A 20,762-nucleotide genomic window follows, 5' to 3' on the forward strand; every position below is an offset into this window, starting at 1 on the left:
GTAGAATTAGCATTTCATTCATCTGATTACTTTTAGCGTATCTATCATTTGGTCAATATTTAATATTTTCTTATTTAAATTTAGTGCATGGCTTAATCGACTGATATGAGGCTGTTTTAGCATTGCTTCTTCCAAAATGTCATGATTCCAGAATATTTCCTGCTTCGTACTATCTGCGACTACTCGCTTATTTGCCATTACGATAACTCGGTCAAAGTTTTCAACGACAAATTCCATATCATGTGTAATGGTAATAATGGTTTTTCCTTCTTGAACTAATGAATCAATAATGGAACCTAATCTTTTAATGGATAGAGAGTCTTGACCAGCGGTTGGCTCATCTAAGATAATCGTCTCTGTATCCATCGCAATCACCGAGGCAATCGTTACAAATTTTTTCAGAGAATAAGGCAAATTATACGGATGTATATCTAATAAATGCACAATTCCCGTTAATTCTGCTGCCTTCATTACGTTTTCTTCAATTTTCGCCTCCGGAAAACCAAGGTTTTTAGGGCCGAACCTTATTTCACTTTTTACATTTTCATGAAAAATTTGATCATCCGGGTTTTGAAATACATAGCCTACCTTTCTAGCTATCTGAGCGGTTGTATAGTCTTTTGTATTTAAGCCTCCAATAATGACATCACCTTTTGTCGGTTTTAATAGCCCATTCATCATTTTCACTGTTGTTGTTTTCCCAGCGCCATTTTGTCCAATTATGGCTACCGATTCACCCTGTTCGAAAGACATGCTGACATTTTCAACAGCCGTAAAACCATTGGGATAACGATAAGTAATGTCATTTAACGTTAAAAAACTCATATTTTCACCCCTTGTAATGACATCCATTCTTTCATTACTTTAATAGAGTCGCTTTCTGTAATAGGAATTCTTCCGGTATTCATATTGTGTTTCCTCATTTGTAAATCTAATAGTGTATATTGGGTTAATCCTATCCCAAAGTCCTGCGTATCTTCGTGAGAAAGAACATCTTCCGTTCTTCCTTGTCTCTTAATCTGTCCATCCTGAAGAACGACCACATAGTCTGCATACTCCGCAATTAATTCAATTTTATGCTCTACTAAAATAATCGTTTTTCCTTTTTTCTTCATAATATCTATTGCTTTAAAGATTTCCTCCGTACCCTGCGGATCCAATTGTGATGTTGGTTCATCGAATATTAAAATTTCTGGCTCCATCACGATAATCGACGCGAGAGCCACTCTTTGTTTTTGCCCGCCTGAGAGTTCATTTGGATTTTTGTCTTGTATGTAGCCAATGCCAAGTAAGCTAATTATTTCTTGAACTTTCTGCCTAATAACGCTGACTTCAACTCCTAAATTCTCAAGACCAAAAGCAATCTCATCAAAAACGGTTTCTTTCACTCCACTGATTTGAGTGAAGGGATTTTGGAAGACAAATCCCACCTTCTGCGCAAGATCACTTGTATCCCAATCACGCACATCCTTCCCGTCTATCAATACTTCACCACTAATTTCTCCCTTAAAAAAATGTGGAATAAAGCCTCGAATAACATTACAAAGTGTGGTCTTGCCTCCGCCATTTACCCCTACAAAGGCATAAAACTTTCCACTTTCAATAGTCAGATTAATATCATGCAAAACCTTTTCACTGCCAGTAGGGTACTGGTAAGATAGATTTCTGATCTCTATGCCACTCATAAGAAAAACCTCCAGATCAAGATGAATACAAATAAAATCAATAGTAATTGCCAGTAGGGTACTGGTAAGATAGATTTCTGATCTCTATGCCACTCATAAGAAAAACCTCCAGATCAAGATGAATACAAATAAAATCAATAGTAATACCCTTACTACTGAATCACTCTTAGTCTTTTCTAATTGATGTAAACTTGTCTTTTTGGTTCGGGCGGTGAATGCCCTGGATTCCAATGTTATAGCTTTCTCATCTGTACTTGAAAATGACGATAAAATCAGAGGGGTTAATGCCGGAAAAAATGCTTTTATACGGATTCGAAGATTCCCTTCCGTTTCCACACCGCGCGTTTTTTGTGCATCCATTATTCTTAATAAATGCGTCCTCATCTCGGGAATAATATTAAGTGCGGATGAAAGCACATAGGTAGCTTTCGGCGAAACTCCTAATATTTCTAGAGAACGGGCTAAGTCATTTATTTTTGTAATCTGGAAAAATAAAACAATAGCTGATCCTACCGCTAAAATTTTGGAAGTTAATTGTAAACTAAAGTCAATTCCTTCTTGTCTAATGGAGAATATCTTCCATGACCATAATATGGTATCTCCAGGATAGAAGAATGATTGCAAAAGAAAAATCATGAAGACGATCGAAAGCAGTCCCTTAAAGACAATGTCTACATATAGCTTTGTTTTTCCAGCTAATATGGCTATGATTAAGCACAACACGGGGACCAAGTATGAATATAGATAACCTGGTAACAGTAATGGAGTAATCATCAAAAATACTGCAAACAAAAATTTCGTAGTTGGATACAGATTTAGAATAAAGGACCCTAGTTTTTTCATATTTTTATCTCCCATTTCATTTTAAGGTTCATTTTTCCCCTTTTTTCATGGTGAAAAAATTGGGTTTTAATACTCTCAAACCTCTCTTATGTTTCTAAGATATATGCGGATAGTAGTAAAACGCCATAATGAGGTGAGTGGTGAGGTTCAGCATTGCTATCCACATTCTCACCCACCCCTTGACTATAACGATCTATAAACCTATCGTCTTATTATTTGTCTTATTTTTTATATATAAGTGTCCATAGTTTTGTTTAGAAAGGTATTGATCTGACATCTTCCGAACAATCATATAGGCCACAAATATTGAAAGTATTTTATCGATACTTTCAACAAATATCTTTTGAGTAACAACAGCAGTCCAAATTTCTTTTCCAGAAGCTAAGACAATTGCCGTTAGTGCATCTGAACCGGTTCCGGAGGCCCCGCCAAAAACAATAACCGTTGTCGGAGTCGCGATTAGTATTGCAACAATCGCCACAATAAAACCAGTAATGGCAACCTTCCAAACTTTTGTTGTCATTCCCTTCTTAGCTAATAAACCTACTACAATTCCTGAAGCCATGGCAACCGGCATGAATGCTAATTGAGTAGGGTTAAATATGCCAAAAATGAGTTTTGAAACCCCTCCTGTTATTGCTCCAACCCATGGTCCAGCTACCATCGCAACAATCATCGTACCAATTTGATTCAAGAAAAGCGGTATCTTTAACAATTCGACTAGTTCTCCAGCAACTACATTAACGGCGACACCAATGGGAATAAGCAAAATTGCAAAAAGTGTAAAATCTTTTTTAATCCCTTTCATATTTCGTCCTCCTTTTTATATGGGTTTTACAGATATTTCGCCAAGTTGCTCTTGAAGTAAATTGTATTTTAATTTATAAGGCTTGACCTTTTAGGTTCTAAGGTAGACACCCGATCGGCAAACCGTTTTGCCACAGTTTCTCCATCAACCCCCATGAGGATTGAGGTATTGGCTTCCGGATGACCCCACTGCCCTGTAAATTCTGCGACAGTTTGACCAGCTGTCAGCACCCCCGCCGTCTCAATCGAAACAAATGCTGGCTGCACCTCAAAGAGTTCTGGCCAAAGTGCATAGGCAACGACAGGCAAGTCATTGAAAAAGACACCTGTTTCCGTTTCTGAAGTAAGCTGCGCTTTGCTGTAGGCCTGACGGCGGAATTCGGCTGCCTCAAAGAGGAATTCTCCGGGACGATTACCCGAATCCCTTATACGATCAAGGTTTTCTTTCGAAATCCTCACCTTTGTACATACATCGAGACCAACCTGAACGATAGGCGCACCCGACTCGTACACCATCCGTGCGGCCTCTGGATCACAATTTAAATTGAATGTGGCCGTAGGAGTAATGTTTCCGGCAACACGGACTGCACCACCCATAATCATGATTCTTTTCACCTTTTGTGCAATACTTGGGTCAATGGAAAGGGCAAGTGCCACATTTGTCACTGGTCCTATCGCCATAATCGTGATTTCATTTGGTGCATCGTTAACGCGCTTCACAATCTCCATCGCAGCATACCCTTCCGCCACCGAAGCGGAAGGTATTGGGAGTTCAACACCACCGAGACCGTTATCGCCGTGAATGTGCTTGGCAAATTTTATTGGGCGTATTAATGGTTTGACAACCCCCTTGTAAACCGGAATATCTGTTCTTCCAGCTACTTCAAGTAAAGCAAGAGCATTGCGTGTCGAGGTTTGAACCTCTATATTCCCATACACCGTCGTTATCGCTTCTACTTGAAGTTCCGGGGACGCTAGCGCCAGATAAATAGCCGCAAGGTCGTCAGTACCTGGATCCGTATCAATAATTACTCGTTCTACCATACTTTCTAATCCTCCTTGTCTCTTAAATTTATAACGCCTTTTATAGGAAAATATCGAGAGATGCATTAGCACCAATCCTCATTTGAATGAGGATTCGGTATATAAAAGGGGGCTAAGTTGGCCCCCAAAAGCCTTCGATACTATTCTATTAAAATTGCGCGTACATTCGTGCTACTATACCAATTGATGGTTTCTTTCTCTGTTGACTCCCTCGCAGAAACGACGTGTTTTCTCTTCGTCAACTGGGTTCGTCATGATATCGTCAATCTTGGCGCCATATCCAAAGACCGCACCATCTGCATATTTGAGAAGACCTGCAGTTTCGACTTTCATTCCACTGCCGATAATGATAGGAACATCAGGGACTGCACGTCTTACTGCCTCTAAATTCTCAACGGAAGGAGGTTGTGCAGATTCCTCACCGACAAGAATAATTGCGTCCGCCATACCACGATAGGCTGTATCCCGAGCCAAGACATCTATAGGTCGAGCCGCCAAAGGTGCCGCATGTTTTGTCTGAATGTCAGCGAAAATCTTGACTTTCTTTTCCAAGCCTAGGAATTTACGATATCTTGCTACTAAGTGCGCTGTGCCGTTGATAAGACCCTGGTCGGTCACGTACGCATCGGTTAGGACATTTAGTCTGATAAAATCAGCCCCGACTGTTCCAGCGACCGCTAGCGCAGATTTCCAAGAGTTTCTTAGGATATTAATCCCCATTGGAAGTTTCACTTCGCGACGAATTTCGTGGGCAATCAAAGTCATTGCTGCCACTGTTTCAGGTTCTTCTGTTTCAGGGTAAAACGGATAATCGTTAAAGTTTTCTACCATTACAGAACTGGCTCCGCCTCTTTCAAGACTTTTCGCATCGCGGAGCGCGGCTTCTAAAACTCTATCGAGGTTTCCATCGTAAAGTGGTGATCCAGGTAGCGGTCCTAAATGAACCATTCCCAAAACTGGTTTTTCTACTCCAAAAATAGTAGTAAATGATGTTTTCATAATAAATTCCTCCTAATTAGTTTAATTTGGTTCATTGAAAACCGAGGCATTCAATACTTGGTAATGTTAAGTTTACGAGTTTATATTTACCGCTTAATCAATAGAGCTGTTCTTTCCCTTTCTACACCCTCGCAGAAACGACGTGTTTTCTCTTCGTCAACTGGGTTCGTCATGATATCGTCAATCTTGGCCCCATATCCAAAGACCGCACCATCCGCATATTTGAGAAGACCTGCAGTTTCGACTTTCATTCCACTGCCGATAATGATAGGAACATCAGGAACTGCACGTCTTACTGCTTCTAAATTCTCAACGGAAGGAGGCTGTGCCGATTCCTCGCCGGCAAGAATAATTGCGTCCGCCATCCCACGATAAGCTGTATCCCGAGCCAAGACATCTATAGGTCGAGCCGCCAAAGGAGCTGCATGTTTTGTCTGAATGTCAGCGAAAATCTTTACCTTCTTTTCCAAGCCTAGGAATTTACGATATCTCGCTACTAAGTGCGCTGTGCCGTTGATAAGACCTTGGTCGGTCACGTACGCATCGGTTAGAACATTGAGTCTGATAAAATCAGCCCCGACTGTTCCAGCGACCGCTAGTGCAGATTTCCAAGAGTTTCTTAGGATATTAATACCCATTGGAAGTTTCACTTCGCGACGAATTTCGTGGGCAATCAAAGTCATTGCTGCCACTGTTTCAGGTTCTTCTGTTTCAGGGTAAAACGGATAATCGTTGAAGTTCTCTACCATTACGGAACTGGCTCCGCCTCTTTCTAGACTTTTCGCATCGCGGAGTGCGGCTTCTAAAACTTGCTCGAGTTTTCCATCATATAGGGGTGATCCAGGTAGAGGTCCCAAATGAACCATACCTAATACTGGTTTTTCTACTCCGAAAATAGTAGTAAATGACGTTTTCATAACAAATTCCTCCTATAATTATCTTATATTTTTTCATGTATTTAACATGGTTGACTTGTGGTCATGCTGATTGAGATCCAACTATCGCAATCATTTGCAGATTCCTATGAATCTTCTACTTGTCGATGTGAATTTCGAATGGGCAAATTTATTCTTTGTGGCCGGTTAAAGACAAATCTAATTCAATCTCGTCGATTGGCAGTGCAACATCTGCATCCATACTTGGTGCCCGGAGCTGCGCTGTGAGTCCGCCATCTATAGCTAGGACATGGCCTGTAATGTAAGAAGCTTCCTGTGATGCCAAGAAACGAACACCCTTACCAACGTCTTGAGGCATTCCGAGCCTGCCAAGTGGAATCAGATTGTCAGGCGAGGACTCTTCTCCTACAGCAGTTCTGTTTTCAACCCATATGGCACCCGGCATCACGGCATTTACTCGAATTTTCCATGGAGCCAGATCAAGTGCCAAAGCTCTGGTAGCGGCCTCGATTGCACCTTTCGTCGCGTCGTATGCGACACGGTTACGATGTGCGCGTGTAGCTCCGCCAGAACTCATATTAATAATGACACCACCCTCACCTTGGTGAACCATGGATCTTGCAGCCATTTGGCTGCAGTGGTAAAGACCATTAATGTGTATATTCATTAGGTTCTCCCACATAGCGTAGTCAGTTTTTAGAAAGTGTCTTTCCGAAAGCGGGCCGTGACCAATGCCTGCATTGTTAACCAGCACATCTATACCGCCTTGGAAATGGCGGGCTGCTTCAAAGAGTCTTTTTACATCATCGCTAGACGAGACATCCGTGTATACGAAAAGCCCTTCTCCTCCTGAATCAACAATTTCCTGTACACATCGCTCACCTGCGTCAGCATCAATATCGGCGATGACTACCGACGCACCAATCTCAGCGAAAGCTAGGGCGATACCTCGCCCAAGCCCCTTTGAGCCGCCAGTCACGATAACACGTTGCTTTAATCTATCACTCAATTTATTCACACCCCATCTAATTTCAGTTCTTAATATGTCTGGGCAATGTTCGGTTGACAAAAGAATTACTTATTCACCAAAATCACTACTTCTAATTGCTTTAATAAAACGCTAATCGGCTAACTTATGAAATTCAAATATGTAAGCCTTTTCATTATTCCGAGTGAAGAATTCGGAAAACAAAATTTTCTAGATTGTTTAATTTGTTTAACCACCCCCTTTAAATTTTCTAAAGGATCAGGTATTCCTATTTTCCATCATTCGTTAACACTGCTTCCTGCCCAAATTCTATAGAGGTATAATCCTCCAATGAATCAGAAATCCAATATTGTAAATCGGCTTCCCTATTATGGGTGTACACGGGTTTCCCGTTTACAAGTTTCATAGGGATATCGTGTCCGGGCACTAAAATACTATTTTTCTTTTTATTCCACAGACTCCATAGATAATCAATTGAATTTTGGCTTTCTGATAGATTTAGTGTCATATCTACATTACGTGATAAAAGTTCGGCCCTATTTTTTGCGGCATCACCACTAAATATCAAATCATAGTCACCATTGTCTATACTGTAAGCGATGTGACCTGGTGTATGCCCCTTCGTTTGATGAGCAATAATACCAGGAACAACTTCTTCGAGATGGTCGACTAACCTTATTTGTGGAGAAGAATTTAACTCCTTCACATACAGTTCAGGTACATGCCATCCTCCAGGCGGTTCATCTAATGCCCATATCATATCCACTCGTCCTACTACGATGGTCGCGTTAGGAAACAAAGTCCAATTTACACAGTGATCCCAATGAGTATGAGTTAATAAAACCAATGATATGTCACTTGGTGATAACCCTTTATCACGCAGCTTATCTACTATTAGTGGCCTGACACCAAAACTGCCGACGTCAATAATAATATTTTGGTTATTTTGAGACAATAAGGTAACTGTACTCCATCCAAGTCCCCCGTGAGTCGATGACTTTCCAGGAAATCCTTGGATAAATATGTTGTAATCAAACATCATGATCCCCTTTCAACTTAGTATTAAAGGTTTACACTTTGAACTACATGAAAAAGAAATCCAAGAGGTATTTCAATAAAAAAACAAAATACTCGGAAAATAGAAATAAGATTGGGAAGTAAAGTCTAAGGAAGTAGATTTTTTGATTTAGCTATGAAGAGTAACTTAACAATTAAATTGTCTTACCAACAAATTTTATAAGTGTAATGTAAGAGACTATAGAAGAGTTTGTAGTTGGTCTTAATCATTGGAGTAGTTTCAAGATGGTTATGGAGGTTTATTAGATTTTAGGTTTCTTGCATTGATTGGGCAACTTCATATATACCCGTATATTCTTCATGTGGAAAAATATCTCACATAAATTTAATTTCTTTCTGGAAATATTTTCAAAAAAAATGATAAAGATAAGTAAATTTTATGGAAACGTTTCCACTTGTTAAAACAAATTATACATACCTTAGCAATCAATTTCAATACTTTTTTTGAAAATTTAAAATATTAAGTATTTACATGATGTTTTTAATGCGAATTTTTATTACACCTTCCTTATGTCTTTTTAGGAATAGATATAATAAAAGTCCTCTTTCATCTTATAGATCCTTACCGCAATACTGTCGCTTCAGCAAATATTGCTGTGAGGATCTACAAGATGAACAAAATAAATGGAAACGATTCCATAAAATATAACCAATTATATCGAAAGGTTGTTCAATAATTCTTGGAAGTTCAATAACCTTTTTATGAAAAACATTCTAAATCCTCTTGGTACAGATTCTAAACTCTTTACCTAACTATGAATCGCCCTCGTTGATTCTCTTTCAATGAAAGTTGGATAATACACAAGTGTTTCTTTTGATTTTTGCTTTTCCTTAATTGATTTAACTATAATTTCTATTGCACTTTGCCCCATTTCTTTAATAGGTGTATGAATAGTTGTCAGCATAGGAGACAAAATTTCTGCATATTGAGAATTATCAAAACCAACAACTGATAATTGTTCGGGAATCTTAATTTTAAGCTCCCTTGCAGCTTTATAGATCCCTACTGCAATACTATCGTTGCCAGCGAATATTGCTGTAGGTCTTTTGTTTTTTTGTAATAATTTCAATGCATTTTTATATCCACTTTCAATATAAAATTTGTCAAAAACAACAAAATCGTCATTAATTGAAATTCCACTTTCATTTAATGCAAATTTGTATCCTTTATACCTTTGAATGGTTGAATAAGCATCCACTCCACCAGAAATAAATGCAATATCTCTATGCCCTAATTCTAATAGATGACTCGTAGCCTTATAGCCACCATCAAAATTATCGACTAAAACTTCATTAACAGATAAATTTTCGAATTTGCTTCCTAAAATAACAATAGGAAGTTCCGGAAATTTTTCCTTCACTTCTCTTATATTTTTATCTTTCACTTCCGGAGATGACAGAATGATCCCATCGACTCCCTTTGCAATCAATAGGTGTATATACTCTGCTTCTTTTTGTAAATTGTTATCAGTATTACATAAGAAAATGTTAAACCCATGACTATTTGCTCCATCCTCTACTGCTCTAGTCAGGTCCGAATGAAAAATATTTTTAATATCGGGTATGATTAAACCAAGGGTTAATGTTTGTTTCTTAATCAATGCAGCAGCAACTAGACTCCCATTATAATTAAGTTTTTTCACTGCTTTAAGAACTTTTTCTCTGGTTTCTTCACTGGTATACCCACTCATATTTAGTACTCTCGATACAGTAGAAATTGATACTTTAGCTTCCCTAGCGACATCCTTTATTGTTACCATCACACTCACATCCTTATGGAAACGTTTCCTTATTATTTACTATTATTATATTTCTATAAAACTTGTCATTTTCCTCCCATACTAGGGTGGATTATTTTTACCTTATTTTGTGCAGTACACTTTTTTCTTTCCGTTTCCGTATGGACCACGGGTCATTTCCCCACTCTCTCTTCTTTTTCAATAGCACCTAAAAGTGCCAGGCACAGAACTAAATATTGTGAATCAATGTTAACTCCAAAAAGAATCCTTCCTAAATGAATCAATGACGTGATTGAAAACATTTTGATGCAATTACAAATTTCTACATAATACTGCATTTTTCCTTCTTTTTTACGAAAGACTGTAGGCGGCTAGACCTAGGAGGAAGAGTTCGAATTAAGATTTATTGTAATAGTAAGATAACGTTCTTCTATTAGATTACAAATAAATTCATACACCGCACTCATTAACAACCAAAAAGAAGCTAAAATGACAAAAAGTCACCTTAGCTTCGGATTTTTTACAATGGACTAATTTTATCCAACACAAGAATGTGAGTCATTGACATAAAATCGAGGGTTTTCCGCCTTACTATACGACCATGTACGGGTAGGAAAAACCAAAAGACCATTTTTCATAAATTCTAAAAGTGCATCAAGGACAGTATCCGCCCCACCCTCAACTTGTCCAATACTTTACATTGACGAATGGAGAAGTAATGTCCCATTTTCGTCAATTCCCAATTCTTTAAGGTGATTTAACAAATCTTGTTTCTTATACATCACATTCAACCATTCTCGTAAGTCTCTACATTAACAAATACGAGAATATTGCGGAAGAGAACTGGTTAGTGCCTAGCACTTTTATCCTCCTATAGCTGAGATAGGAAGTAGCCCAAAACAGTCTTAATGTACAAATAAAATTTTGGCAATGAGGCAGGTAAACCTTCCCCATGCATCTCTAAAATCTGTTCTTTCTCGGGTCGCCTAAGTATGTTAATAGTATTTCTATAAATGTCTGTAAGGCCTTTGTTTGATAGGTGGCAGGGGTTAGGATGGAGAAATTGCGTTTAAATGGGAGTCCATTTACGTGAATAATGCCAATGTAACCGTTTGTCAGCTCCTTCTTAATGGCCCAGCTTGATAACAAACTAATGCCTAGACCTGCTTCAACTGATTCCTTGATCACTTGGGTACTGCCGAATTCCATGACGTTTTTCGGGGTGAAATCATATCTCCGAAACAGATTTTCAGCAGCTTCCCTTGTACCAGAGCCCGCTTCCCTCAGAATCCAGGTTTCTTCCGCCAAATCAGATAATCTTATTTCCCTCTTTACACTCAGAAGAGGATGACGAGGTGAGGCCACAATAACCATTTTATCCTTAGAAACCACTTTGGAATGAAGTGCAGCATTTTCATAAAATCCTTCAATAATGCCAATGTCTAACTGATGTTTTTTTACTAGGTCAATGATCTCCTTTGTATTTTGAATCCTGATGGACGGATGAATGAGGGGATCTTGCTCCTTCATCTTTGCAATAATATGCGGCAGGATATACTCGCCAAACGTATAGCTAGCCCCAATCGCTATGGTCCCGCCTGCCTTATTTGTCAGGTCATCGACCAATGTCTGCATTTTGGTATAAAGGGTAATAATTTCCTTTGCATGATGAAAAACAATCTCCCCTGCCTTATTTAGGCGGACGTACTTATTATTCCTTTCCAGGAGCCTTGAGCCAATAGATTGTTCTAACAGTCTGATATACTGGCTAACCGCAGGCTGGGTCATATGCAGCTCCTCTGCTGCTTTTGAAAAATTCTCCTTCTCCACCACTTTAATAAACACTTCTAACTGTTGGTCCATCATCTGCCCCCTTATTCAAAATCATCCATGTATATGGTTTTACTTATCATAACTATTATATATAATTATTTTCCTTATACACCAATTAAAAGTAGTATTAAATTATAAAATGAATAAATTCAGGTGATTAGAATGGAAAGTCAAAGTGCTAGAGTTTTACCTTTGAGCAAACAGGACCAACCACTGCAAAAAAAATCTAAACCAAAACCTTCTGCTCCTTTATTGTTGCTAGGGGGAATCGCTTTTACCTGTATCATTGCAGTGTTCGGTTTTGCCTTAGCGAAAGTCTCTGGATTTGATCGTGTAGGACCGCTTGCCTGTGCCATCGTGATTGCGGTTATTTACCGGCAATTTTTCGGTTATCCAGAAAAAATTCGGGCAGGAATTCAATTTTCCGGCAAACACTTTTTACGACTTGCGATTATTTTATACGGGTTAAAGTTAAACATTGACGTGGTGCTTCATCAAGGGATAGGGTTGATTGCACGTGATATCGGTGTCATTGCTTTTGCGATATTGTTTACAATATGGCTAGGAAAATTACTGAAAGCGGAATCCTCCCTTGTACTCATGCTGGGTGTTGGTACCGGTGTTTGCGGGGCCGCAGCGATTGCAGCCGTTTCCCCGATTATCAAGGCCAGAGATGAAGATACAGCCATCAGTATAGGAATTATTGCACTGGTGGGGACGATTTTTTCGATAACCTACACCATCTTAAGACCATTTCTACCGTTATCGGCGATTGAATATGGAATCTGGAGCGGAATCAGCCTTCACGAAATCGCCCATGTTGCCTTAGCAGGGGCACCCGCAGGTCCAGATGGCCTGGCCATTGCCCTGCTGGCCAAATTAGGTCGTGTACTCCTACTTGTTCCATTGTGTTTTATTTTAATGTATTGGGTAAAAAAACGTTGTTCAGGAAAGACAGCAGACACTACCATTGAATTCCCTTGGTTTCTCATCGGCTTTATCTTGATGAGTTTGTTCGGAAGCTATATCCTTGGCAAATCCATCCCTGTTTCAAAAGTAGCCATGGATGGGATTTCAACAGCAACCACCTTTATCTTAACTTCCGCCATGGTCGGACTCGGTTTAAATGTCAGCCTTCGTGATCTCCGGACCAAAGCAGGACGGCCGCTGATAGCTATGCTGATTACATCCATCATCCTTTCCATTGTTTCCTATTTTATTGCGTAAAGAGTGAGTATTGACCTCACAGCAAAAAGAGGGATCCTATGCGATCCCTCTTCTTTGTCTATCTATTTAGATCAGTTCTAAAAACGAACAAATCGTTAAAATCCCTTTATCAAAGTTTTCTAAGTTAAAATGTTCATTCGGAGCATGGAGATTTTCATCCGGCAAGCCGAATCCCATTAAGACAACTGGAGTATTTAAGGTGTGGTTGAAATCCGATACAATCGGAATCGAACCCCCTTCTCTTTTATAAACAGGTGCTCTTCCATATACCTTTTCATACGCTTCAGCCGCTTTTTGAATCATCGGATCATCGATTGGGGTTAAGAATGGATTGCCCGTATCTTGTAGTGTTACTTTTATCGTACATCCTTTTGGTGCATGTTCTTCTAAATGCTTTTTAATCAAGCCCTGAATTTTTTCCGGATTTTGATTATTGACTAGACGGCAGGTGATTTTGGCATGCGCTTCGTTCGGAATGACGGTTTTTGTACCTTCCCCTTGAAATCCACCCCATAAGCCGTTTAATTCTAATGTTGGCCGCGAACTGATTTTCTCTGGATATGGATAATTATTTTCCCCACCCGTTAATTCCGCTAAACCTAATTGATTTTTTAACTTTTCTTGATCAAAGCCTAGTGCTTTAATTTGTTCCTTCTCAAATTCTGTCAAATCTAAAACATCATCATAAAACCCTTCAATATTTACCTTTCCATTTTCATCATGAAGAGTAGAAAGTAGCTTCACTAATAAATGGTTAGCGTTCTGAACTCCTCCGCCGAACATGCCTGAATGCAAATCCGTATTTGCCGTTTTAAGGGAAAACTCGAGAGCAGCCAGACCTCTTAACGAATAGGTAATCGCAGGAACGCCTCTATCCCACATATCAGAATCGGAGATGATCACCACATCACAGGCTAGTTTTTCTTTATTGTCCGCTAAAAACTGTGGAAGATGAGGACTGCCTATTTCTTCTTCACCTTCAATACAAAATTTTAGGTTAACCGGTAATTTATTTTCTAGTTTCAGTAGTGCTTCGACAGCTTTAATATGTAAGAATGTCTGACCTTTGTCATCTGTTGCCCCTCTGGCATAGATTTTTTCATCGCGGATGTCTGGTTCAAACGGTGGTGTTTCCCATAAGTGAAGCGGATCAACGGGCTGGACATCATAGTGACCGTATACTAATACAGTGGGTGCATTTTCCTGATGAAGCCAGTCTGCATAAACAATTGGATGACCTTTTGTTTGGACAATTTCAACGTATTCCATTCCAATCTCTTCTAACTTATGGGCGATCCAGGAAGCTGCTTTTTGAATGTCCTCTTTATGCTCAGATAAAGAACTTATGCTTGGAATGCGAAGCAATTCTTTTAACTCTTCAACATTTTGCTCGTGCTGCTTGGATACAAATTCGGATAATTGACTCATGTTCTCACCTATTCTCTTTTAGTTTCAATTCTATTTTACACAAAAAGTAGGAAAATAATAGAAAATCAGCTCTAAAAAACCGTTCAAGGCTTTTAATTTAGATATGCTGTTGTTTTTACTCTTATATACACAATCATAACTTACCACGGTTAATAATGGCTAACCGTGGTAAGTTATGATTATTTCATGCATGATAATCTACTTAACAACTGATTTATCCTCAGTTTCCTTGTCCAATACATTTACAATGTAATCTTTACCCCAGTCGTACATAGCCTCTAAAATCGGTAAAAGTTTTCTTCCATGTTCCGTTAATGAATATTCAACTTTCGGTGGAACTACAGGGTACACTTCACGATGTACAATTAAGTGGTCTTCAAGTTCACGTAATTGATTCACAAGCATTCTTTGGGTAATACCAGGCATAAGGGATTTTAATTCACCAAATCGTTTGGTTCCTTCTTTGCCTAGGTGCCATAAAATTAACATTTTCCATTTGCCACCAATAACAGAAAGTGTTAATTCTTTTTCACAGTTAAATGTTTTTTCTCCTAAATTAGGCATGTAAAGATTCACCTCCCCCTTATTTTACCCTATAGTATACTTTTTAGCACTATATGCAGTAAAAGTGCGTACTTTTAATTTCACAACATACTAAGTATACTAAACAACGTGCTAGTGAGTAAGTTATTTTTCATAAGGAAACATTTTCTCATGTATGATTGCCACTTAGCACAACAAATTACAATTTACTATAAGGAGCGAATATAAATGAAATTACAATTAGCATTAGATCTTGTCGATATTCCGGGAGCAATTGAATTAGTGAAAGAGGTTGAAGAACATATTGATGTTGTCGAAATTGGTACACCTGTGGTAATCAATGAAGGTCTGAAGGCAGTGAAAGAAGTAAAAGCTGCTTTTCCTAACTTAACCGTATTGGCTGACTTAAAAATTATGGATGCAGCTGGATATGAAGTAAGTCAAGCCGCAGCAGCAGGTGCTGACATCATTACGATTCTTGGAACTGCAGAAGATGAGTCCATTAAAGGCGCGGTAGAAGAAGCTAAAAAACAAGGTAAACAAATCCTTGCTGATATGATCGCTGTCAAGGATATTGCAGCCCGTGCAAAAGAACTAGATGAACTTGGTGTCGATTATATCTGCGTTCACACAGGTTACGATCTTCAAGCTGTTGGAAAAAATTCTTTCGAAGACCTTGCAACGATCAAGAGCGTTGTTAAAAATGCACAAACTGCCATTGCAGGCGGAATCAAATTAGAAACACTTCCTGAAGTTATTAAACAACACCCGGATCTAATTATCGTAGGTGGCGGGATTACGAATAAAGAAGATAAAAACGCTATTGCACGCGAAATGCAAGAATTAATTCAACAAGGGTAATTCAACGATGAAGACTACACAATATTTAGCCGAAGTCATTCAAGAATTAAGTCAAACTGTCCACTTCATTTCTGATTTAGAAGCAGAGAAATTAGTAAACCAGATTTTGGAATCCAAGAAAATCTTTGTGGCTGGTGCGGGCAGATCTGGATTGATGGGTAAATCTTTTGTGATGCGCATGACGCACATGGGGATTGATGCCTATGTAGTGGGTGAAACAGTAACTGCTAATTTAGAAAAAGACGATCTATTAATCATTGGGTCAGGTTCAGGAGAAACCAAAACCTTAGTTGCCATTGCTGAAAAAGCTAAAAGCTTAGGAGGTAAAGTCGCAGCTATAACCATTTCTCCTGAATCAACGATTGGAGAATTAGCTGATATTATTGTTACATTACCGGGAGTAACAAAAGATCAATCTGAAGGTAATTACAAGACCATTCAACCAATGGGTTCCCTATTCGAGCAGACAATGTTGTTATTTTATGATGCCTTAATCTTGCGTTTTATGGAGAAAAAAGGCTTAGATTCTACTAAAATGTATGGAAAACATGCGAATCTCGAATAGATTACACATAATAATGTGGAAATATAGTAAAAAACGTATTCAGAATTTGCTTATTTACTGCATATCAACTCTAGTACATCATTAAAAAATAAGATAAAAACCATCCATTATAGTAACGGGTTAAGTTATCTGTTACAAAATTTAATTTTTTAAAGCAAATAGATCATCAAATTGTAATATAAAATGATGGTCTATTTTTATTGGTATACAGGCATTTATATTAGTAAATTTTGTTTCTTGTTACAGAATTGTATACCAATTTGCAGACTAACAGACACTTCTGTCAGAGTGAAAATTACGGTACATTTTAATCGGCAATTCTGCTAAATTAGGGAAATGAAAAAATCGCTAAACTGAGTGTTAGCGATTTTTATTTATGATTTAGCCCTTTTTAAATTAAAGCGCCCACTAGTGGAATATCTGTTAATTTTTTTCAGGTTAAACTCGGTTATTATTAATGAATCATTCAATTTTATTAAGTCCATTTCTTTTTACTAATTCCTTCTCTTAAACAAAATGAATTCCATATAAAATAAGTGCTAACATCATTAAAACATACATTAACTGGATTTTTTTCATACGGTTTCACATATTTCATCACTAACTACCTCTTCTAACTGCCTTTAGGAGATAATATCCCAGTTTTAGGGACTTTATGAAAAGTATTTAATAAATCCTTACTTCATACCCGATTTTAGAGGTGCTAGATTTACACAGGAAATATTGGTAAATGGTTTGTTGAACAAAGCTAATTCCATCCAGTATTCAAATGAAGTGTATAGGGAATAATCAATCCAATAATCAACTAAATCCTCATAAGCTTCTTTAACCGTTTTCACTTAATTGATTAAATTCTTCAATCCGATTTTTCGCCAAAAATAATCATCCTTATAGCAATTTTTTCATTTGGTTTTAAACTTGTCTAACCTTCTTAATCGTTTTAAAAAAAGCATGATAAATTACTATTCAGATGTTACTTTCCCCTTTCTGCAGCCTTTGGTGGCTGTTCCAACCAACCATTCTTAATCATTAATTCTGCTGCATTCTCCACAAACTTTCCAAGTTCCATTAAATTAGTCGCATACATGAACCCTATATCATGCCTTCCATCCACGGCTACTGCATTTCCAAATGATCTTATTTTCATGGAAAACATGTCCATTTTATGGAATAACATGATTTTATCTGAAAAAGGAGAAAAAGTGGAAGTTGTTACTAAATCATCAAAGAAAGGTGGTGCAGGCAAACTTTGTTCATGCAGTTTTTCCATAGACTTTTGTACGCTTTCCGATGTCATGTTTCTTCCCCACTCGAATAGTTTCCTTACGTCCTTATTTTTTGCCACTTGTGCAAACGCCATAATGAGTGCTTTGCTGGTTGCATTATTTTCAATACTATCGTAAAGATGGGCTATTTCTAGTGCATGCAATGGTCGTACATGTCCAAAATAACCATTCAAAAAATCATAGTGAATAAATTCTACCTTTTCAGGAATTGGGATTAACGGTGGTTTCATGATGAAACCCTTATGCATTAAAATGTCTTTGATTTGTCTCATTAAAGCAATGGTAGAATCCATACAATAAATAAAAAACTCTTCTACATCCTTCCTAAAAACAAGCGGCACAGCAATGTTATAAATACTCATACCTGCTTTGGCAACGTATTTCAAATAATGAACATAGTATTCATCTTTAAATAAACGGGGAGCACCTAAATTGACATCCTCTTCGCCAAATCCTTTGGGTATCGGGAAACTCTCTTTTTCAAAAATCTCTTTTGTAGTTTTTAAAAGATCTTCAGATAAATTTAGTGCATTTTCTAATAAAGTTTTAATATCCTTGTCCTCAACGTGTTGAAGATAATAGCTTAAAATGCATTTTGACATGCTATTCCCCATATAGGTAGCCCAAAGTTTGCCCATTTCGGCTGATGTGAGGTCTTCACTTAGGTCAGATTTTGGTGTATCTAAATTAATTGGTTTAAGGGTGTACATGAAAAATCTCCCTTTTTAGTGTTTTACTTAGTATTCACCGTATTAAAAATCATATACTGGACATTGCTTACAAACATAAGTTCCTCGATTTTTCTGTATACTTTAATACCATTACCAATTAAAAGATTGAAAACGCTGTTGAATAAATAACAACAGCGTTTTCTTATGTGATTATTGTTGTGTTTTATCGTTATTATTCTTCAAGTAAACTGCTTCGTTACTTTAAGAACATTACTTCACAATCTTTGGTATGGGTACAAGATGGCTACTGAACCAATGTCCGATTATTGATTTTTCCTGAAGATAAGCCAAAGCTAAGAAAAAATGAATCTTAGATCAACACTCCAATAAGGTTTAAGAAGATGTTAGTTTTATAAATTCTTCTGCATCTTGGACGCATAATTCCATTCCTTTTTCCCAGAATTCCTCTGAGGTAATATCTTCTCCTAAATGTTTCATAACTAAATCTTCCACATTCATACTTCCTGAATCACGAAGTAAGTTCAAATAATCTTTTTCAAAACCTTTCCCTTTCTCCTTTGCCTTTGCATAAATGCCCAATGCAAATAAATACCCAAAAGTATATGGAAAATTATAAAAAGGCGATTGAGTAATATAGTAGTGTGGTGTCCAAACCCAAGAATAAATCGAAGGTTGTTCTAGGGAACCAGCATACGCCTCGTTTATTGATTCTTCCATTAACTGATTTAGTCGATTGGCTGAAACAATACCTTGTTTCCGCTCTACATAAAATCTCTGCTCGAATAAAAATCTCGAATGAATATTCATAAAGTTCATTACACTACGTTTTAATTTTTCATCCAGTATAAATATTTTTTCTTCTTTAGAATTTGCCTTTTTCATAGCCATTTCAAAAATAATCATTTCGGTGAAGGTTGAAGCAGTTTCAGCAATGCTTAACGGATAACGCTTATTCAACCCATTAACAGACTTCATGGCATGATTATGGAAAGCATGACCCAGTTCATGAACTAGAGTTAACAAATTTAAAAAAGTACCGCTAAATGTCATAAAGACTCTTGATTCACCTGTTAGTGGAAAACCAGCACAAAATGGAATAGCAGACTTATTTGGACGATTCTCCGCCTCTATCCAACCTTCATAGAAGGCTTTCCTAACAAAGCATTCCAATTCGATTCCAAACTGACTAAAATATTCGGAAATAAGTTTAGCAGCTTCCTCGAATGTTATCTCTTGATTACTTTTTGTAATGGGAGCCCAAAAGTTATAAGCCTTCATACTAGAATCGCCTAGCATTTCAGCTTTTCGCTTCAAGTAATTCGAGAAAGGTTGTTTATATTTACTGATTACTGTCCACATCGTATTCAGTGTTTCTTCCTTCATTCTGTTTTTTTTCAAAGGATCTTCTATTACATTTTTATTCCCAAGTTTGTTATTTACTTGTATACGAAAGCCAGCAATGTGATTTAATATTTTACTAAATAATTGTTCTTTCTCTTTCCATATAGACTCTAATACATAATGAGCTTCCTTACGCACTTCTTCGTTATGGTGCGACCGCAAGTTAATGGCTTGTCCAACTGATAAATTTTCTTCTTTTCCGTTAATTTGAATATTTACGTTAATACTACTTACTAGATTATTATAGAAATGTCCCCAAGCATGGTATCCATCTACCATTAAATCTGAAATTAAATTCAGCTCCGCTTCTGACAAATTCTTATCTGCATTTTCACGCCATTCATTTAGAATAAATCTATATTCCTGTAATTCTTCGGTTTCTAGTATGCTTTCCCAAACATCTTCCTTTGTATTTGTTAATATCTTCTTTACTTTCGATAATTCTTTTTCAAAACGGGATTCTTTTTGAGCAACTTTTCCTCGTAAAATAGCAGCATCTTGATCCTTTGGATTTTCTGCGAGGAGACAAGTGACAAATGAATTAGCTTGCGATAGATACAATTGAATGGTTGCAATGTTTTTTACTAAATGGACCACTTTAACTAAATCATTTTTTGATAGTGTAGTAATAAATGTTTTAACACTGCCTTCTAGTTCATGTACAAGAGCTTCTAATAGATTAATATGTTCTAAAAACTGAATTGATTTGCTTCCCCCTCTAAAAACCTTATCTAAATCCCACACTCTTTGATTGCTTATTTTCTCCATTAGTTACATCTCCAAAATATGTATATTCCAACGAAAACGAACATGTATTCTTATCATACCATATTGTAAAGGTGAAAAAT

General features: G+C 37.5%; 18 protein-coding genes and 1 pseudogene. 3 read left to right on the forward strand and 16 right to left on the reverse strand.

Going from position 1 to position 20,762, the window contains the following annotated elements; genetic code table 11:
• Positions 1-18 precede the first annotated feature (18 nt).
• From ACN6MT_RS19610 to ACN6MT_RS19665, 12 genes and pseudogenes are all read right to left on the reverse strand, one after another.
• Positions 19-825, reverse strand: a complete 807-nt coding sequence (locus ACN6MT_RS19610) for an energy-coupling factor ABC transporter ATP-binding protein (protein WP_419887635.1) — start codon at positions 823-825, stop codon at positions 19-21.
• Complete coding sequence (locus ACN6MT_RS19615; protein WP_419887636.1) at positions 822-1,685, reverse strand: energy-coupling factor ABC transporter ATP-binding protein; 864 nt, start codon at positions 1,683-1,685, stop codon at positions 822-824. The genes ACN6MT_RS19610 and ACN6MT_RS19615 overlap by 4 nt, the downstream gene beginning before the upstream one ends.
• 93 nt (positions 1,686-1,778) lie before the next feature.
• Positions 1,779-2,528 carry an energy-coupling factor transporter transmembrane component T gene (locus ACN6MT_RS19620; protein ID WP_419887637.1) on the reverse strand — a complete coding sequence of 250 codons (750 nt, stop codon included), beginning with the start codon at positions 2,526-2,528 and terminating at the stop codon, positions 1,779-1,781.
• Between the two features lie 193 nt (positions 2,529-2,721).
• Positions 2,722-3,336 carry an ECF transporter S component gene (locus ACN6MT_RS19625; protein WP_419887638.1) on the reverse strand — a complete coding sequence of 205 codons (615 nt, stop codon included), beginning with the start codon at positions 3,334-3,336 and terminating at the stop codon, positions 2,722-2,724.
• A 68-nt stretch (positions 3,337-3,404) separates the two neighbouring features.
• Positions 3,405-4,379 (reverse strand): nucleoside hydrolase, encoded by a 975-nt coding sequence (locus ACN6MT_RS19630; RefSeq protein ID WP_419887639.1) that lies wholly within the window; start codon positions 4,377-4,379, stop codon positions 3,405-3,407.
• Positions 4,380-4,553: 174 nt separating this feature from the next.
• Positions 4,554-5,378 carry a BtpA/SgcQ family protein gene (locus ACN6MT_RS19635; RefSeq protein WP_419887640.1) on the reverse strand — a complete coding sequence of 275 codons (825 nt, stop codon included), beginning with the start codon at positions 5,376-5,378 and terminating at the stop codon, positions 4,554-4,556.
• An 86-nt stretch (positions 5,379-5,464) separates the two neighbouring features.
• Complete coding sequence (locus tag ACN6MT_RS19640; protein WP_419887641.1) at positions 5,465-6,295, reverse strand: BtpA/SgcQ family protein; 831 nt, start codon at positions 6,293-6,295, stop codon at positions 5,465-5,467.
• Positions 6,296-6,443: 148 nt separating this feature from the next.
• A complete protein-coding gene (locus tag ACN6MT_RS19645) occupies positions 6,444-7,283 on the reverse strand; it encodes an SDR family NAD(P)-dependent oxidoreductase (RefSeq protein WP_419887642.1) in 840 nt (279 codons plus the stop codon).
• Between the two features lie 247 nt (positions 7,284-7,530).
• Entirely contained in the window at positions 7,531-8,304 is a 774-nt protein-coding gene (locus tag ACN6MT_RS19650; protein ID WP_419887643.1) for an MBL fold metallo-hydrolase, read from the reverse strand.
• Between the two features lie 784 nt (positions 8,305-9,088).
• A complete protein-coding gene (locus ACN6MT_RS19655) occupies positions 9,089-10,099 on the reverse strand; it encodes a LacI family DNA-binding transcriptional regulator (protein ID WP_419887644.1) in 1,011 nt (336 codons plus the stop codon).
• Positions 10,100-10,617: 518 nt separating this feature from the next.
• Positions 10,618-10,860 (reverse strand): annotated as a pseudogene (locus ACN6MT_RS19660) (AAC(3) family N-acetyltransferase); the annotation flags it as partial.
• A 178-nt stretch (positions 10,861-11,038) separates the two neighbouring features.
• A complete protein-coding gene (locus ACN6MT_RS19665; RefSeq protein ID WP_419956489.1) occupies positions 11,039-11,941 on the reverse strand; it encodes a LysR family transcriptional regulator in 903 nt (300 codons plus the stop codon).
• 132 nt (positions 11,942-12,073) lie between these two features.
• On the opposite strand from ACN6MT_RS19665, the gene ACN6MT_RS19670 reads away from it, so the two are divergent.
• The gene (locus tag ACN6MT_RS19670) at positions 12,074-13,138 is read left to right on the forward strand and encodes a YeiH family protein (RefSeq protein ID WP_419887645.1); all 1,065 of its coding nucleotides are present in this window, start codon (positions 12,074-12,076) and stop codon (positions 13,136-13,138) included.
• Positions 13,139-13,204: 66 nt separating this feature from the next.
• On the opposite strand, the gene ACN6MT_RS19675 is transcribed toward ACN6MT_RS19670, so the two are convergent.
• Together ACN6MT_RS19675 and ACN6MT_RS19680 are read right to left on the reverse strand one after the other, a co-directional pair.
• Positions 13,205-14,566 (reverse strand): dipeptidase, encoded by a 1,362-nt coding sequence (locus tag ACN6MT_RS19675; protein WP_419887646.1) that lies wholly within the window; start codon positions 14,564-14,566, stop codon positions 13,205-13,207.
• A gap of 198 nt (positions 14,567-14,764) precedes the next feature.
• The gene (locus tag ACN6MT_RS19680; protein WP_419887647.1) at positions 14,765-15,130 is read right to left on the reverse strand and encodes a winged helix-turn-helix transcriptional regulator; all 366 of its coding nucleotides are present in this window, start codon (positions 15,128-15,130) and stop codon (positions 14,765-14,767) included.
• 207 nt (positions 15,131-15,337) lie between these two features.
• Between ACN6MT_RS19680 and hxlA the strand changes: the two genes are divergently transcribed.
• Together hxlA and hxlB are read left to right on the forward strand one after the other, a co-directional pair.
• On the forward strand, positions 15,338-15,970 hold the full coding sequence (gene hxlA / locus ACN6MT_RS19685) for a 3-hexulose-6-phosphate synthase (RefSeq protein ID WP_419887648.1): 633 nt from the start codon (positions 15,338-15,340) through the stop codon (positions 15,968-15,970).
• A gap of 7 nt (positions 15,971-15,977) precedes the next feature.
• A complete protein-coding gene (gene hxlB, locus ACN6MT_RS19690) occupies positions 15,978-16,535 on the forward strand; it encodes a 6-phospho-3-hexuloisomerase (RefSeq protein ID WP_419887649.1) in 558 nt (185 codons plus the stop codon).
• A gap of 973 nt (positions 16,536-17,508) precedes the next feature.
• On the opposite strand, the gene ACN6MT_RS19695 is transcribed toward hxlB, so the two are convergent.
• Positions 17,509-18,531, reverse strand: coding sequence for a DUF3231 family protein (locus tag ACN6MT_RS19695; RefSeq protein WP_419887650.1), 1,023 nt, complete (start codon positions 18,529-18,531; stop codon positions 17,509-17,511).
• Between the two features lie 354 nt (positions 18,532-18,885).
• Positions 18,886-20,682, reverse strand: coding sequence for a M3 family oligoendopeptidase (locus ACN6MT_RS19700; protein ID WP_419887651.1), 1,797 nt, complete (start codon positions 20,680-20,682; stop codon positions 18,886-18,888).
• Between the last annotated feature and the right edge of the window lie 80 nt (positions 20,683-20,762).

The sequence above is a fragment of the Neobacillus niacini genome, from assembly GCF_048572935.1.
In the GTDB taxonomy this organism is placed as follows: Bacteria; Bacillota; Bacilli; order Bacillales; family Cytobacillaceae; genus Neobacillus; species Neobacillus niacini.